At 67.8% G+C, this 16,086-nt stretch carries 13 protein-coding genes and 1 pseudogene; 10 read left to right on the forward strand and 4 right to left on the reverse strand.

Going from position 1 to position 16,086, the window contains the following annotated elements:
• A pseudogene (locus AC1DZQ_RS20580) lies at positions 1 to 239 on the forward strand (hypothetical protein); the annotation flags it as partial.
• 74 nt (positions 240 to 313) lie between these two features.
• Here AC1DZQ_RS20580 and AC1DZQ_RS20585 read toward each other — a convergent pair.
• The 3 genes from AC1DZQ_RS20585 to AC1DZQ_RS20595 all read right to left on the reverse strand — a co-directional run bounded on the left by AC1DZQ_RS20585 (position 314) and on the right by AC1DZQ_RS20595 (position 2,333).
• Positions 314 to 1,171, reverse strand: coding sequence for a prephenate dehydratase (locus AC1DZQ_RS20585; protein WP_476965245.1), 858 nt, complete (start codon positions 1,169 to 1,171; stop codon positions 314 to 316).
• Between the two features lie 98 nt (positions 1,172 to 1,269).
• The gene (locus AC1DZQ_RS20590) at positions 1,270 to 2,040 is read right to left on the reverse strand and encodes a dienelactone hydrolase family protein (RefSeq protein ID WP_476965246.1); all 771 of its coding nucleotides are present in this window, start codon (positions 2,038 to 2,040) and stop codon (positions 1,270 to 1,272) included.
• 116 nt (positions 2,041 to 2,156) lie between these two features.
• The gene (locus AC1DZQ_RS20595; RefSeq protein WP_459385532.1) at positions 2,157 to 2,333 is read right to left on the reverse strand and encodes a CsbD family protein; all 177 of its coding nucleotides are present in this window, start codon (positions 2,331 to 2,333) and stop codon (positions 2,157 to 2,159) included.
• A 175-nt stretch (positions 2,334 to 2,508) separates the two neighbouring features.
• Here AC1DZQ_RS20595 and AC1DZQ_RS20600 point away from each other — a divergent pair, with 175 nt between their 5' ends.
• From AC1DZQ_RS20600 to AC1DZQ_RS20625, 6 genes are all read left to right on the forward strand, one after another.
• Positions 2,509 to 2,982 (forward strand): SRPBCC family protein, encoded by a 474-nt coding sequence (locus tag AC1DZQ_RS20600; protein ID WP_476965247.1) that lies wholly within the window; start codon positions 2,509 to 2,511, stop codon positions 2,980 to 2,982.
• A complete protein-coding gene (locus tag AC1DZQ_RS20605; RefSeq protein ID WP_476965248.1) occupies positions 2,982 to 3,659 on the forward strand; it encodes a pentapeptide repeat-containing protein in 678 nt (225 codons plus the stop codon). Before AC1DZQ_RS20600 ends, AC1DZQ_RS20605 begins: the two co-directional genes overlap by 1 nt.
• Positions 3,660 to 3,768: 109 nt before the next feature.
• Positions 3,769 to 4,980, forward strand: coding sequence for a thiolase family protein (locus AC1DZQ_RS20610; protein ID WP_476965249.1), 1,212 nt, complete (start codon positions 3,769 to 3,771; stop codon positions 4,978 to 4,980).
• Positions 4,980 to 5,795, forward strand: coding sequence for an enoyl-CoA hydratase/isomerase family protein (locus AC1DZQ_RS20615; RefSeq protein ID WP_476965250.1), 816 nt, complete (start codon positions 4,980 to 4,982; stop codon positions 5,793 to 5,795). Before AC1DZQ_RS20610 ends, AC1DZQ_RS20615 begins: the two co-directional genes overlap by 1 nt.
• 2 nt (positions 5,796 to 5,797) lie before the next feature.
• Positions 5,798 to 6,670: a 3-hydroxyacyl-CoA dehydrogenase family protein gene (locus AC1DZQ_RS20620; protein ID WP_476965251.1), complete on the forward strand. Its 873-nt coding sequence runs from the start codon at positions 5,798 to 5,800 to the stop codon at positions 6,668 to 6,670.
• A 32-nt stretch (positions 6,671 to 6,702) separates the two neighbouring features.
• Entirely contained in the window at positions 6,703 to 7,326 is a 624-nt protein-coding gene (locus tag AC1DZQ_RS20625; RefSeq protein ID WP_476965252.1) for a GNAT family N-acetyltransferase, read from the forward strand.
• Here AC1DZQ_RS20625 and AC1DZQ_RS20630 read toward each other — a convergent pair.
• Positions 7,323 to 8,159 (reverse strand): SGNH/GDSL hydrolase family protein, encoded by an 837-nt coding sequence (locus AC1DZQ_RS20630; RefSeq protein WP_476965253.1) that lies wholly within the window; start codon positions 8,157 to 8,159, stop codon positions 7,323 to 7,325. The two genes, AC1DZQ_RS20625 and AC1DZQ_RS20630, sit on opposite strands and share 4 nt — an antisense overlap.
• A 285-nt stretch (positions 8,160 to 8,444) precedes the next feature.
• On the opposite strand from AC1DZQ_RS20630, the gene AC1DZQ_RS20635 reads away from it, so the two are divergent.
• The 3 genes from AC1DZQ_RS20635 to AC1DZQ_RS20645 all read left to right on the forward strand — a co-directional run bounded on the left by AC1DZQ_RS20635 (position 8,445) and on the right by AC1DZQ_RS20645 (position 15,991).
• A complete protein-coding gene (locus AC1DZQ_RS20635) occupies positions 8,445 to 9,119 on the forward strand; it encodes a tyrosine-protein phosphatase (RefSeq protein WP_476965290.1) in 675 nt (224 codons plus the stop codon).
• 253 nt (positions 9,120 to 9,372) lie between these two features.
• Positions 9,373 to 13,083: an Ig-like domain-containing protein gene (locus tag AC1DZQ_RS20640; protein WP_476965254.1), complete on the forward strand. Its 3,711-nt coding sequence runs from the start codon at positions 9,373 to 9,375 to the stop codon at positions 13,081 to 13,083.
• Between the two features lie 163 nt (positions 13,084 to 13,246).
• Positions 13,247 to 15,991 carry a hypothetical protein gene (locus AC1DZQ_RS20645; RefSeq protein ID WP_476965255.1) on the forward strand — a complete coding sequence of 915 codons (2,745 nt, stop codon included), beginning with the start codon at positions 13,247 to 13,249 and terminating at the stop codon, positions 15,989 to 15,991.
• Positions 15,992 to 16,086: the final 95 nt, after the last annotated feature.

A 16,086-nucleotide genomic window follows, 5' to 3' on the forward strand; every position in this document is an offset into this window, starting at 1 on the left:
ACGCCTACAACACCGAGCACCGCCATTCCGGGATCGGTTACTACACCCCGGAATCCGTTCACGAGGGCACCTGGCCCGAGTGCCGGGAACGACGCCAGAGGGCCCTGGACACCGCATGGGCAGCGAACCCCCACAGGCACCACCAGCGCCCCCGGGCACCCACCGTCCACACCGAAAGCTGGATCAACGACCCCAGGAAACGAACCCGCGAACTAGCGAATCCGTCTCAAAGAGGTTGACAGGTTCCGATACCAGCAGCGCCGGGCCTTTTGCGTGTCGCCGGCCCGGATCCGTAGCGAATTGCCGCGGGCGCTCAGCCGGGGACTGTTTGCCCGGTCCGGTATTCGGCGGCGGCATAGACGCCCAGGATGCGCACTTCGGTGGTGAAGAAGGCCAGCTCCTCAAGGGCCAGGCCGACAGGCGGGTCCTCGGGGTGTCCTTCGACGTCGGCCATGAACATGGTTGCAGCAAACTCGTTGCCCACCATGTAGCTCTCCAGCCTTGTCATGTTCACGCCATTCGTGGCAAACCCGCCCAGTGCCTTGAAGAGTGCGGAGGGGACGTTCCGGACTCGGAACAGGAAGCTGGTCACAGCCGCTCCCGGCAACGACTCCCGGGACGGCAGGTCCTTTTCCGGCGCCAGGACCACGAACCGGGTTGTGTTGGACGGGTCATCCTCCACCCGCGAAGCCAGCACCTCCAAGCCGTAGATCCGGGCAGCGAGCGGGGGAGCGAGGGACAGCTTGGCTGGATCGTTCCACTCCCGCACTTCACGGGCGGAACCCGCGGTATCCCCGGCAATAACAGGCTTCAGGCCAGCACTGCGGATCAATTTGCGGCACTGACCCAGGGCGTGGATGTGGCTGTGGACCTCGGTGGCCCCCTCGATGGTGCTGCCGGGGATGCCCATCAGGTCGAAATGGATCGGAAGGAAGTACTCGCCCACTATCTGCAGACGGGATTGGGGCAGCAGTATGTGGATGTCAGCCACCCGGCCGGCGATCGAGTTCTCAATAGGAATCATGGCCAGGGCGGCCTCGCCGCTGGATACCAGCTCCAAAGCGTCCTCGAAGCTGGCGCAGGGGACGCTTTCCAGCTCGGGAAACATCTGCGCGCAGGCAATATTGGAATTGGCGCCGGGCTCACCCTGGTACGCAATCTTCTGGACCATGGTCGGTATGGTGTCATGCCGGGAGCCCACGTACCCAACCGTGACGCGGCGGCAACCATGCGGCTCAGATATCCCTGAGCCGGCCGGCGCGCGGGGGCTCAGGTCCTGAGGTGCCGGGCGAAGTGGTCCTCGATCCGCTGCCAGGCTTCGGGGGCCGATTCCGGATCCGGGCCGATGCCCATGACCCGCATGAGCGGCCGCAGCACTCTCGGTCCGGTCTCCGCATCGTTGAGGAAGGCGTGCCCGGCGTGCGGGAATTCCTTCACGTCGTGGACCACGCCCAGGCCGTCGAGCACGGCCGCGAGTTTTGCCGCTTCGCCGGGCAGGGTGCGGTCCCGGCCGCCGAAGTTGGCCACGATCGGGCAGGCGCCCGCGAGGGCCTCCCCTGGGTCTTTCGGCCGCCGTCCGTAGTTGACGGCGGCGGCGTCGAAGCCGTCGTTGGCCAGCAGCAGGGCGAAGCCGCCGCCCATGCAGAAGCCGATCACGCCAATCTTGCCCGTGGTCCGGCCGGAGTCGCGCAGCCAGTCCCTGGCCGTGGCCAGATCGGTGAAAGCCCGGCCCTCGCCTGCGGCCAGCGCGCGCATGGTCGCCACGAGGCAGCGGCGCGCCCCGCCGTCGCTGTAAAGGTCAACGGCCAGCGTCAGGTATCCGGCCGCGGCCATCCGGTCGGCGTGGCGGACGGTGATGTCGTCCAGGCCGAAGGCTTCATGGACCATCAGTACCGCGGGAAAAGGCCCGTCGCCCTCCGGCGTCGCCAGGTAGCCGCGCAGCACGGGTGAACCGCCGGCGGCGGCGCTGGCCTGGCTCAGGTCAGTATTGCTCAGATCCCGGGTGGCGGACTCGCCGCGTCCTGCGTGTGTCCGTGCCATGCTGACCCCTCCGTTGGCTTGGGGTCATTCTTGCACGGGCACTAAAACACGGGCACACAAAAGCGGCACCGGACATCCCCCAAGGGAAAAATCCGGCGCCGCCAGCGTTTTAAGAACTAGTCCTTCTTGACAGCGTCCTTAACGTTTTCGCCGACCTTCTTCGCGTCGGCTACAACCTGGTCCTTCTGGCCCTCGGCGCGCAGCTGGTCGTTGCCAGTGGCGTTTCCGGCAGTTTCCTTGGCCTTGCCGCCGAGGTGCTCTGCTTCGTTCTGAATCTTGTCTCCGACACCCATGGTGTAGGCCACCTTTCGTTCCGGTTGAAAATACTGTCCGATCAGACTAACACAAAGCATGCTTACTAATTCAAGGGGTCTCACCGGATAATCCTTTGGAGCCTCGCCTGCGGCCGTGGCGGGGCGGTTCGCGAAAGGGTGAATTTTCCCCGGTCCGCGGGCTAGGCTCGAGGTCATGGACCACAAGACCACTCTCACGCAGCACATCAATGCTCCGGCGGACTCGGTCTGGGCGGTGGTGTCCGACATTCCCGGATCGGCCGCGACCCTGTCCGGCGTCGATTCGATCCAGATGCTCACCGACGGACCCTATGCCGTGGGCACCCGCTGGAAGGAAACCCGCACCATGATGGGGCGCTCGGAAACCGTGGAGATGTGGGTTTCCCAGTCCGAGGCGCCGTCGAGCGGCCGGGCCGGCAGCACCACCGTGAAGGCCCTCCAAGGCGGCGCCGACTACACCACCAGGTTCGCACTGGCGGAGCGCGGCGGCGGAACTGACCTCACGCTGACCTTTGGCGCCGAAGTTATCAAACCGACCCGGTTCAGCAGGATCATGCTCACCGTGTTCGGTCCGCTCGGGATGCGCATCACCCGCAAGGCGCTGGCAAAAGATTTGGCGGACATCGCCGCCAAGGCCGAGGCCCTGTAATGGTTCGGCGCACTGCGGCGGACAAAACCCCCAAAGTCACCGCCCCCCGCCTGGCCCCGGTCCGGCCCGGGGATCTGCGGGACGACCCTGCCCCGGATTTTCGGCGTGGTGAACGGTACGACGGCGTCCGGTACAGCCGCGCGTCGGCAGACGGTCTGGACCTTGGCGGTACGGACTTTGCCGAGTGCGAATTCACCGGGGTGTCCTTCAATGAGACGCAGCTGCGCGGCGCGACTTTTCGTGACTGCATCCTGGCCGAGGCTTACGCCCCGGTACTGATGGCGGCCCGGGCCAGCCTCCGGGATGTGGAGATCGGCAACCCCCGCTGGGGATCGGCGGAGCTCTATGAAAGTGGCTGGCAGTCCGTGCGGATCGACGGCGGCAAACTCGACTACGTGAACCTGCGCGGATCCAAGCTCACGGACGTGCAGATCAGTGACTGCATCATCAACGAGCTGGATCTGGGCTCCTGCACCGCCACGCGGGTCGCCTTGAAAAACTGCACGATCGGCACCCTGGATTTCACCGGAGCCAGGCTCAAGGACTTCGATCTCCGGGGCAGCGACTTCCGCACTGTCAGCGGCTTGGGCAGTCTGTCCGGCCTGGTAGTCGACGACCACCAGCTCACCCTGCTCGCTCCGTTGCTGGCGGCCCATCTGGGCGTCGTCGTCGCGTAATCCCGGGGCATCCGGTTGACCCCCTTGCCTCGCCGTGTAATCTTTATAGAACGAACGGTCGGTAAATTACTCTGCTGCCGGCCCCGCTTTCTTGGTGAAGGATGTTCTCATGGTCGAGGCTTTTCTTGTTGGCGGCGCCCGAACCCCGGTGGGCCGCTACGGCGGCGCCCTCTCCGCAGTCCGCCCCGATGACCTGGCCGCACTGGTGGTCCGCGAGGCTGTGGCCCGCGCCGGCGTCGATCCGGACACCATCGACGAGGTCATCCTCGGCAACGCCAACGGCGCCGGCGAAGAGAACCGCAACGTGGCCCGCATGGCCACCCTCCTCGCCGGGCTGCCCCTCCACATCTCCGGCATCACCGTGAACCGGCTCTGCGCCTCCGGGCTCAGCGCCATCATCATGGCCAGCCACATGATCAAATCCGGCGCCGCGGACATCGTGATCGCCGGCGGCGTCGAATCCATGAGCCGGGCCCCCTGGGTCCAGGAAAAACCCCGGACCGCCTTCGCCAAACCGGGCGAAATCTTCGATACCTCCATCGGCTGGCGTTTCGTCAACCCCCAGTTCACCAAGGGCGAGCTCTCCCGGGACGGCAAGATGACCTACTCCATGCCGGAGACGGCGGAAGAGGTGGGGCGGGTTGACGGCATCTCGCGGGAGGACGCCGACGCCTTCGCAGTCCGCTCCCACGAACGCGCCCTCGCCGCCATCGCCGCAGGCCGCTTCGCCGAGGAAATCGTCCCCGTGACCGTCAAGACCCGCAAGGGCGAGACCGTGGTGGACACCGATGAGGGCCCCCGCGCCGGCACCACCATGGACGTCCTCGCCGGGCTCCGGCCGGTAGTCAAGGGCGGCTCGATCGTCACCGCGGGCAACTCCTCCACCCTCAACGACGGCGCGTCCGCCATCATCGTGGCCTCGGAAGCCGCGATCCAGAAGCTTGGCCTCACGCCGCGCGCCCGCATCATCGACGGCGCCTCCGCCGGCTGCGAGCCCGAAATCATGGGCATCGGCCCGGTCCCGGCCACCCAGAAGGTGCTCGCCCGTTCCGGGCTCAGCGCCGGTGACCTCGGCGCCGTCGAACTGAACGAGGCGTTCGCGACCCAGTCCCTGGCCAGCATGCGCCGGCTCGGCCTGGACCCGGAGATCGTGAACCGCGACGGCGGCGCGATCTCCCTGGGCCACCCGCTCGGTTCATCCGGTTCCCGGATCGCGATCACGCTGCTGGGGCGGATGGAACGCGAAAACGCGAAGATCGGCCTCGCCACCATGTGCATCGGCGTCGGCCAGGGCACGGCCATGCTGCTGGAGCGCGTGTAGTGGCGGCCCCGGCATTGGCCCTCGACGCGGCTGGCTTCAGCACCCTCCTGGTCGAAGAGCGCGAGGACCGCGTGGTGGTGGTGCTCAACCGCCCCGAGGTCCGCAACGCGATCGACCAGCAGATGGTCGACGAACTCCACACCGTCTGCGCCCATCTCGAGCAGCACCCGAAAGTCCTCATCATCGCCGGCACCAAGGGGGTTTTCGCCTCCGGCGCCGACATCGGCCAGCTGCGCGAACGGCGCCGCGACGATGCGCTGCAGGGCATCAACTCCACYATTTTCGTCCGGATCGCCAAGCTGCCGATGCCCGTCATCGCAGCCCTGGACGGCTTCTGCCTCGGCGGCGGCGCCGAACTGGCCTACGCCGCCGACTTCCGGATCGGCACCCCGTCCGTCAGGATCGGCAATCCCGAAACCGGACTCGGCATCCTGGCCGCCGCCGGTGCCAGCTGGCGCCTCAAGGAACTCGTGGGGGAGCCCGTCGCCAAGGAGATGCTGCTCGCCGGTTCCGTGCTGCGCGCAGAACGTGCCCTCGCGGTCAATCTCATCACCGAAATCCATGAACCGTCCGGGCTGATGGCCGCGGCCCACAGCCTCGCCGACCGGATCGCCACACAGGACCCGCTCGCCGTCCGGATCACCAAATCAGTGTTCCACGCCCCGGCCGAGGCGCATCCCCTCATTGACCAGCTGGCACAGGGGATCCTCTTCGAATCCCAGGCCAAGTTCGACCGCATGCAGACTTTCTTGGATAAGAAATTGGATAAGAAATCCGAAAAAAAGTGCGCCAAAGACTCCGGGAAGCAGAAATAGACATGGGCAACTCCGTACTCCCCGCCAACCTTCCCGCAGCCGTCGGTGTCCTCGGTGGCGGCCGCATGGGCGCCGGCATCGCCCACGCCTTCCTGATCAACGGAGCCAACGTCGTGGTGGTCGAGCGTGACGAGGCGTCGGCCGAGGCCGCCCGGGAGCGGGTCGAGTCCGCCGCCGCCAAGAGCATTGAGCGCGGCGCCGTGGACGGCAACCTGGACGAGATCGTTTCCCGGCTCGCGGTCACGGTGGACTACGACGACTTCGCCGGCCGGCAGCTGGTGGTCGAGGCCGTTCCAGAGGACTGGGACCTGAAGGTCACCGCGCTGCGCGGCATCGAGGAACGGCTCGCCGACGGCGCCTACCTCGCGTCCAACACCTCGTCGCTGTCCGTCAACGGGCTGGCCCGTGAACTGAAGCGGCCGCAAAACTTCCTGGGCCTGCACTTCTTCAACCCGGTGCCGGCGTCGACGCTCATCGAGGTAGTCCTCGGCGAGCACACTTCCGACGGCCTGGCCCAGGCCGCCCGCGGCTGGGTCGAGGCGCTCGGCAAGACCGCCGTCGTGGTCAACGACGCGCCTGGCTTCGCCTCCTCCAGGCTGGGCGTCGCGATCGCACTCGAAGCGATGCGCATGGTGGAAGAGGGCGTGGCCACCGCCGAAGACATCGATAACGCCATGGTTCTGGGCTACAAGCACCCCACGGGCCCGCTGCGGACCACCGACATTGTGGGCCTGGACGTGCGCCTCGGCATCGCGGAGTACCTGCAGTCCACGCTGGGCGATCGTTTCGCCCCGCCGCAGATCCTCCGCGACAAGGTCGCCCGCGGCGAACTGGGACGCAAGTCCGGCAAGGGCTTCTTCGACTGGACCAAGTGACCAGCGTTCGTCCGTGCCCCTAGGATGGTGCGGTGACCTCCCTGGACCGCGCCCCGATCGCCCCCATCACCCTGACCGGAAAATACGTCGTCCTTGAGCCGCTGAGCCTGGACCACCACGACGGCCTCGTCGAGGCGGCCCGCGACGGCGAGCTGTGGCACCTCTGGTACACGAGTGTGCCTGCCCCACAAGACATGGCCGCCGAGATTGAGCGGCGCCTGGCCCTGCAGGACAGCGGCGACATGCTGCCCTTCACCACGCGGCTGCGCGACCCCGCCACGGGCGGGCCGGGCCGGGTGATCGGCATGACCACCTACATGAACATCGACGCCGCCACGCCCCGGGTGGAGATCGGCTCCACCTGGAACGCGGCCTCCGCACATAGCAGCGGCAGCAACCCGGACTCCAAGTTGCTGCTGCTGCGGCACGCCTTCGAGGCGCTGGGCTGCCCCGCCGTCGAGTTCCGGACGCATTGGCTCAACCACCAGTCCCGCGACGCGATCGCGCGGCTGGGTGCAAAGCAGGACGGCGTGCTCCGCAGCCATACGCGCAACGCTGACGGGGCGTTGCGGGATACCGTCGTGTTTTCCATCCTGGAACACGAGTGGCCAATGGTCCGCAACGCCCTGGAGTCCAGGCTGGCCAAGCGGCGCTAGGATGCCGAGTAGGCCTTGGCCTCGTTAAGCGATGCGAAGTACGCCTCGTAGCCCTGGACGTTCGGGTGGAAGTTTTCGGGACTGGCCAGGGCCGAACGGTTGAGGTTGATCCACGGGGCCGCAGAATTGACGCCGTGACCGGCGAAAGCGGCCCGGACATCGACATACTCCGCTCCGGTGGCCCGGGCAGCGGCGGCGATGGAGCCGTTCAGTCCGTCAGCCAGGTGCGTGGCCCTGTAGATGAAACGTGACATCGGATCACTCTTACCGGGGGCGACCGGGTCGTAGAGGTAGGGGTAGCCCGTCACTACAACCTTGGCATTGGGTGCGGCAGCCTTCACGCGCTGGATCATCGCGGTCACGTCACCGGCCAGTTTATGACTGGAGATCTCGCCCTCCGCGTAGGCGCTGGCGGCTTCGCACAGCGGATTCGCGGCGGGATTGACCATGGCAGCGCCACAGGAGGCGAGGATTTCGCTAAACCGGAGGTTGTTGCCGCCAGCAGTGATGGTGACGAGCTCAGTGCGCTTGTTCAGCCGCTTCAGCTGGGTGGTTGCGACGTCCTGGGTCGTCTTGCCGCTGCAGGCCGCGTTGGCGACCAGCTTGATGGTTTTCGTGTGGGCAGCGAGCTCGGAATAACTGTTCCCGCTGCGGTAGCAATCATCCAGGTACGGGCCCGCCCCGAGCCCGGCGGCGTAGGAGTCTCCCAGCGCGACGTACGTGGTCCGGTCCACCGCCTGCGCCGGCACCGCCGCCAAACCGGCCGCCATTGCCAGGGTGGCGAGCCCGGCCGCCAGAGCCGTTCGCCGGCGTCGAAGTTTCAGACTTCCCATAGTGTTCTCCTCAGTGGCCCGCTGGTTTCAGCGCGCGTGCAGTGAAAACGTGTCGTGAAAAGGTGTCAGTCCCGGCGGCAGGCGAACTGAACAGGAGCCCGGCGGCCACCGGGGTCACCGCCGCCCTTTGCGGAAGCGTGAACCCCCACACCCTGCCATGGTCCCATTGTGTATAACGTTTGTGAATCCTGCCGTGGATCGCGCCGGCGCGTGTGCTTAGCTTTCTGGATGATGATTCCTGCAGCGCCCCTGGGCCAAGCCAAGGGGCAGACGGTGCCCGGAACGATGGAGTGGGATGGGGCCGTCAACGCGTGGCACGTGGCCGGGGACGTGTTCCGCATGGGACGCCGGGAATGGCTCACCGAAGCCGGCTGGCGGCAGGCGTACCACCGGGGCATCCGCACCGTCATCGACCTCCGCAACGAAGCCGAAATCCGGCGCCGGGAGACCGACCCGCCGGTGCGGGCGGCGGCCCTGGCCGGCTTCGACGTCGTGCTGGCCCCTACCGAAGACCCGGAAAACCGCGAATTCCGCGAGCTCTGTGTACCCTACCTGAACGACCCTGCCTGCTATGCCGACAACGCCAGGCTGTTCCCGCACCTGCTGGCCCGCGTCTTCAAGACAGTGGCAGCCGCCGAGGGCGGCGTGGTCATCCATTGCTCCGCCGGGCGGGACCGGAGCGGCATGATCGCCGCCATGCTCCAGGACCTCGCCGGCGACAGCGACGAGGCCATTGTGCGCGGCTACCAGCGCTCCATGCGGGGCATCAACGAGCACCTCCGGCATGTCCCGCATCCCCACGAGCGCTTCCTGCCCGAGAACGTCCTGCTGCCCCTGCTGGAATCCCGGGGCAAGAGCCTGCTGGAATTCCTCCGGTCCCTGAACACCGCGGACTACCTGGGCCGGCACGGCGTGACGAGCGCGGAACTTGCGGCCATCCTGGCAAAGCTCGGCAGATAGGGTCGCCCGCAGGCGTGTCAATCGACTCCAGAGGAGCAGTGCCGCTGACGCCATCCAAGGCACCCAGCTGACCGGCCGGAAATAGACGCCGGCGGGGCCCCCGACCCGGCAAGGGCCCCCCGACGCCTCAAGGTTTGGGCAGGAATTTCGCAGGGTACAGCCGATAGTTTCTGGATGCACACCGTGGGACGCCCACGGAAGAGTTAGGTCTCCGTGATGTGGGGATCTCCCTATTGAGCAAGGGGAAACCATCGTGTCAATCAGAACACTTCGTCCCGGCCGCACACCGCAAACCGTCCATAACAACCGCGAACATCCGCCCGGCAGACTGCGCTGGCTGGCGTCCGTCACCGCGGGTACGCTGCTGGCTGCCGCGATGGCCCCGCTGGCGGTGCTGCCGGCTCAGGCCGCTGTGGCTGGCGTCAGCCCGGTAGACCCGCAGAACGGCTTCCCGACGTGGTACTCGGATGGCACTGTCAAACTGCAGCTGTGCTACATGGCTGGATCCGGCTGCCTGTCCGAGCCGCCGAACCCCGGCGCCCCGGCGGCGTATCCGGATAACTTTCCCGAGGAGGCGTTCTGGTTTCAAGCTGCCGCGGAGGGAGGCACGCTCCTTTACGAAGCGGCCCTTGAGGCGGCGCACGTGAACGGAGCGGTCACGCCGGGGGAGCAAATGGGATTCGCCCGGCTGCGCTTCGTCATGGACGGCCTCGTGCCAGGAGCCACGTACACGTTCCGGCATCCCTACGGAGTTAATTCCCTCACAGCCGATCCGCCGGGCGGGAAGCGGCCGGGCGTAATCAAGCAGACTATCGACGCCGGCCTCTGCACCCCTTCACCCCGCAATCCCTGCGACTGGGCGAGTGTCGGGGAAGCGTTCCTCGGGGACTACCAGGCCGGAACTACCGCCACTTTCCTTCGGCAGATCGGGGCTCCGGCGGGAACGATTGGTGACATCAACACCGCGCGCCCGGTCACCGGTGCTCCGTCCGGCCTCAACGCAGTGATCGTGGAAGGACCCAATGCGGGAGGCCCCGGCGTCAACACGTTGCGGATCGACAATTTCACCGTGCAAGGCCTGATCTACGACGGACCGGACGCTGCCCCCTCCACCCCTGATTTGGCAGCCGCCAGCGACAGCGGACGGTCCAACTCGGACAACACCACCAACAACACGACGCCCACCTTCACCGGCACCGTCCCGGGGGTCGGTGCTTCGGAAGCGCCGGTCGAGATCGTCCTGGACGGCGGCGCGACTCCCGCCGCAACAACCACCACGGTCAACGGCGCCTACTCGGTGCCTCTGGACGCCGCACTGGCGCCAGGACCACATCGCGTCCAGGCGCGGACGCTCAACCCGGCCTACACCGTTGACCCTGAGACGGGACTTCCCACCGATCCGGCCATACCGCAGTACCTGACATCCGGCACTCTCTCCTTTACCGTCGATACGACGGCGCCAACGACGTCCATCATTGCCCCGTTCCCGTCCAACCCGTCTGCGGACACCACTCCGACCGTGACGTATCGGAGCGATGATCCGGCGGCCTCGCATGAGTGCCAGTTGCTGCCCAGCAACAGCGCGTGGGATCCCACCTGCGTGTCACCCAAGTCCTATGACGCACAACTCAACGGCGACTACACGTTCAACGTGCGGGCAACCGACGCCGCAGGCAACGTCGGGGCGCCGGCAACGTTCTCCTGGCGAATCGGAGAGCCGGACACTGTGGCGCCGACCCTGACCGGGCAGTCCCCGGCGCCGAACGCGACGGGAGTCCCGGCGCTGAACACCGTGACTGCCACGTTCTCCGAGGCCGTCAGCGGCGTGAACAGTACGTCCTTCGTCCTGTTGGACGCCAACGGCGCCGTCGTTCCGGCCGCGGTGACGTATGACACCGCTGCCCGAAGGGCAACCCTCGATCCGACGGATCCGCTGGCAAGCAGCACCAGGTACACGGTGTCGCTGAAGAACACCATCACCGATCCCGCGGGCAACGCATACGCCGGCGCCACCTGGGCCTTCAACACGGCGGATACCGTCGTTCCGACGGTGACGACGCGGACACCCGCGGCGGGTGCAACGGCCGTCGCCACAGGCACGAATATCACGGCCACGTTCAGCGAGGCCGTCCAAGCCGTGAGCGGAACGACGTTCACGCTGCGGAACGCGGCCGGAACGGCAGTTGCCGCGACGGTTGCCTACAACGCCACCACCCGGGTCGCCACGCTGGACCCGGCCGCCGACCTGGCCGCGGGAGCCACCTACACTGCCGCGCTGAGCGGCGGCGGCGCCGGCATCCGCGATGCCGCGGACAATCCGCTGGACAACATCAGCTGGACGTTCACTACGGCCGCCGATACAGCGGTGCCAACGCTCTCGACCCGGACCCCAGCAGTGGGGGCGACGGGCGTGGCCGCGGGCACGAATGTCACGGCCACGTTCAGTGAAGCCGTCCAGGCTGTGAGCGGAACGACGTTCACGCTGCGGACGGGAACGGCCACCGGAACCGGAACCGCGGCCGCTGGTGCGGTCACCTACAATCCGCTCACCCGGGTAGCGACGCTGGACCCGACGGCCGACCTGGCCGCGGGAACCACCTACACGGCCACCCTCACCGGCGGCGCGGCCGCCATCAGGGACGTGGCCAACAACCCCCTGGCTACCACCAGCTGGACGTTCACGACCGCGGCACCGGCCGACACAGCGGTACCCACGGTGTCCGCCCGCAGTGCAGTGCCGAACGCCACGGCAGTCAGCCAGGCGGCCGACGTCACGGCGACGTTCAATGAGGCCGTGACCGGGGTCAGCGGCACGACGTTCACGCTGCGGAACGCGGCTGGAACGGCTGTGGCCGGGACGGTGACCTACAACGTCCTGACGCGGATCGCTACCTTGAACCCGACGGCGAACCTCGTCGCGGACACCCGCTACACCGCCACCCTGACCGGCGGCGCGACAGCCATCAGGGACGCGGCAAACAACGCACTGGCCACGACCAGTTGGTCCTTCACCACCGGCCCGGCCCCGACGGTGGCGGCCCGCAGCGCTGCTGCGAACGCCACCGGAGTGAATGCCGCGGCGGATGTCACCGCGACGTTCAGTGAGGCCGTGACCGGAGTCAGCGGCACGACGTTCACGCTGCGGAACGCGGCCGGAACGGCAGTTGCGGGAACCGTTGCCTACAACGCCACGACGCGGGTCGCTACGTTGAACCCGACGGCGAACCTCGTCGCGGATACCCGCTACACCGCCACTTTGACCGGCGGCGCAGCCGCCGTCAGGGACGCGGGCGGCAACCCGCTGGCCACGACCACCTGGACCTTCACGGTGGGTACGGCCCCGACGGTGACGGCCCGCAGTGCTGCTGTGAACGCCACCGGGGTAAGCCAGACGGCGGATGTCACGGCTACGTTCAGCGAGGCCGTCACCGGTGTCAGCGGCACGACATTCACGCTGCGGAACGCGGCCGGAACGGCAGTTGCCGCGACGGTTGCCTACAACGCCACGACGCGGGTCGCTACGTTGAACCCGACGGCGAGCCTCGTCGCGGATACCCGCTACACCGCCACTTTGACCGGCGGCGCAGCCGCCATCAGGGACGCGGGCGGCAATACGCTGGCCACGACCACCTGGACCTTCACGACCGGTCCGGCACCGTCCGTAACGGCACGCAACATTGTTCCGAACGCTACGGCTGTCAGCCGGACGGCCAACGTCACGGCAACCTTCAGTGAAGCGGTCACCGGCACCAGCACCACGACCGTCACGCTGAGGAACGCCACGACCAACGCCTTGATCCCGGCTGTCGTGTCCTACAACACCCTCACTCGGGTGGTGACCCTTAACCCGAGCGCGACGCTGGCGGCCAACACCCGGTTTACCGCCGGGCTGACCACCGGCATCGCCGACGCCGGGGGCAACCCCATCCCGGCTACGACCTGGAGCTTCACCACCGGCCCCTGAAATAGCAAGAACGGGACGCTCTGTCTGCCGCCCCCGGATGGTCTTTACCGGCCATTCGGGGGCCGCTGGCGTGTAGTGGCCGACGCGAGGGGCGGGCCACAATGGCATAACGGACCGGTAGCTGACTGCCATTCTGGCCACTTTGGGACGCTAGAGTAACCGGGTGAAGAGTCCGAAGTATCAGCTGACAGTGCGCGCGGTGGCGGCTGCCGCCATCGCGCTTGCGGGATCGTTCTACTCCGGTCCGGCCTTGGCCGACGCCGGGGGAACGGAACCCGCGCCGACAGCCTCGCCGTCGGCCGCGTCGGCCGCGTCGGCAACCGCCAGCCCAGTGGCGCCGGTTGATACGACGGTGGCGTCGGTTGATACGACGACGACGGCGGCTGGGGAGACGGCAGCCGCTCCTATCAGCGATGCCGGCCTCGCCGAAGCAGTGCGGCGGGACCTCGGCATGACCCTTGCGGAATTCGACGCGGCCGGTGCGCTGGCCCGCCGTGCCGCCGACGCCGCGCCCTCCCTGAGGAGGCTCCCGGGCTATGTGGGGATCAGCCTCGCCGGCGGCAAAATCGCGGTTGAAGGCAGCGGCCCCGAGCTCCGGGCCCGCGTGGCCGAACTGAACCAGTCCGGGCCGGCCGACTTCGTGCTTGCCGCCCCTCCGGCCGCCGCCGTTGTCCCCTCGGCCGCGGAGCTGCTGGCCTCCAGCACCCAGCAACTGTTCGAGGCTTACGTCCGCGAGGTCGGGGCCGCCGGGCTGCAGGCCGTCACCTACACCAACGGCCACTTCGTCATCCGCACCGGCGGCACCAACACGGCGCAGTCCGTTCCGGCCGCCGACGCCGTTCCCGCCTCCGGCTTGGATGTGCAGCCGGCGAGAGCGCCGGGCACGAAGCCGAAGATGTCCGCGGCGGACTTCGTGGCCCGCTACGCCAACGTGGCGCTGGAACAAGGATCGCGGATCACCACGGAAGAGGACCTCTTTGGCGGCCAGGGCTACATCATTGACAGCCGCACGCTGTGTTCGGCCGGGTTCGGCGCCTTTAGCCCTGCGGGCGAGCCTCTGATCCTGACCGCCGGGCACTGCGCCGCTGACGGAACCGCGAAAAAGGCGCAGATTGAAGATCCCACGGGTGCGCCGGCGGCCGGGGGCGCAGGTTCGGGAGCGGCCACCGGGATCCTGGGCACATTCGGGTTCAGCCAGTTCGGCGGCCCGGACAATTCCAAGGTTGCGCCGGACGGCACCAACGTCGGCACGGACATCACCGTCCTCCAGGGTATCCGGAGCGGCCTGGACCTCCAGGCCGCCGTCACCCGGTGGGACAATCCCGCCGATCCGGGGCCGACGTCCGTGAAGATTGTGGGAACCGTTGCCCCCTTCCAAGGCCAGCCCGTGTGCCGGTCCGGCCGGACCACCGGGTGGAGGTGCGGCACAGTGGACTCGGTCGGCATCTGGGCCATCCCTGGGCCAAATTCACTGCCGCCGGATTATGACAACGATCTTCGGTCGGTCCGGGGCTTCGACTCGACGTCGGTCACGTCAGACGGCGGGGACTCCGGCGGTCCATGGATCAGCGGGAACTTCGCTGTTGGGCTGCACACAGGGGCGGAAAGTACCGACGAGGGCGTCCAGACGCGGGCCATCGCGACCAGCCTCGAGGACGCCCTCGGCCGGATACCCGGCGGCGTCCAGCTGCAACTGTTCCTGACCAAGCCAACGCTCGCGGCTGCCGCCAGCGGAACCGTCACAGCCGGTGAGCCGATCACCGGGCACGTCAGCGCCGGTCCGGCGTCCGTTGTGGCTCCGAATTCCAAGGTCCGCATCACCGTTGGGGCGCAAAAACTCGAAGTGCCGGTGGATGCTGCTGGGAACTGGACTTTCCGAGCTCCGCTACCGAGTGGGCAGATGGCCTTCTCCGCGGAAACCGTGAACGGCTTCAGCCATTCTGGACCAGCGTCCTTTACGGCCACCGTCGCACCAGCCCCACTTCCGGCACCCGGAATGACGACGCCGACGGGTACCGCTCTTCCGGCACTGCACAGCATCGCAGGCACCGGCATGCCCGGCGCGACCGTTATGCTCTCGGGCGATGTCGCCGGTTCGGGGACCGTCGGTCTGGACGGCCGCTGGAGCATCAAAGTGGCCGATCAGCCGGTCTTCGGGAAGGTCTCGGTCACGGCGGTGCTCACGACTCCCGGAGAGGCGGACAGCCCCTCCGCGACCAGCACTTATACCGTCATTCCGCCGGTGCCGGCGGTGTCGAGCATCCGTGCGGGCAAGCACCTGCGCCTGGACGCCCTGCCCACGGACATCTCCGGCACCGCCGTTGACGGTGCCGACGTGCGAGTGGCCGTGGACGGGGTGGCCGTTGACTCCGTGCAGGCCGGTTCCGGAGCCATAGCTGAGCGGGCCGCACTTGAGCCCCGGAACCCGGAGTACCTGGCCGGCAGCGCCCGCTGGAGTGTCCCGTTCCCCGCGGACCTGGCCACCGGAGCGCACACCTTGACGGTGACCCAAGCCATTGACGGTGTCGCATCGCTGCCGGCAACCGTGGCATTCACCGTCGACGCCGCGCCCGTTTCCGCGGGCACCCCGGACGGGGCGCCGGGATCCGGGCAGCCGGCAACGCCCGGCCAGCCGGCAGTCCCGCAGCAGCCGGTCAACCCCGCCGGAGCCCCCGCCGGACCGGCCAGCCCGGCGCAGGTTCCCTCCCCGCCGTCGGACGCGTCCGTCATTGTGGGCGGGACAGCGCCTGGCGGCACATCAACAGGCAACACGCCGGGCGGCGGCACTGCAGGCCAGCTGGCGAGCACGGGCGCCGGTGGGCTCCTGCCCGTCGCCGGTCTCGGCGCCGGAGCCCTGCTGGTTGGCGCGGCGTTCGTGGCGTTCGGCCGGCGCCGGGCGGTTCGTTAGCCGGCGGACCCCAGACCCGGACGCGCCGGAACCTCTCGGGGACGCCGTACGGTTACAGCGACCCCGCAGGTTTTGGGCGAATCAGGGGGTTCGGG

This window comes from Arthrobacter sp. P1_C12_2, from assembly GCF_056406415.1.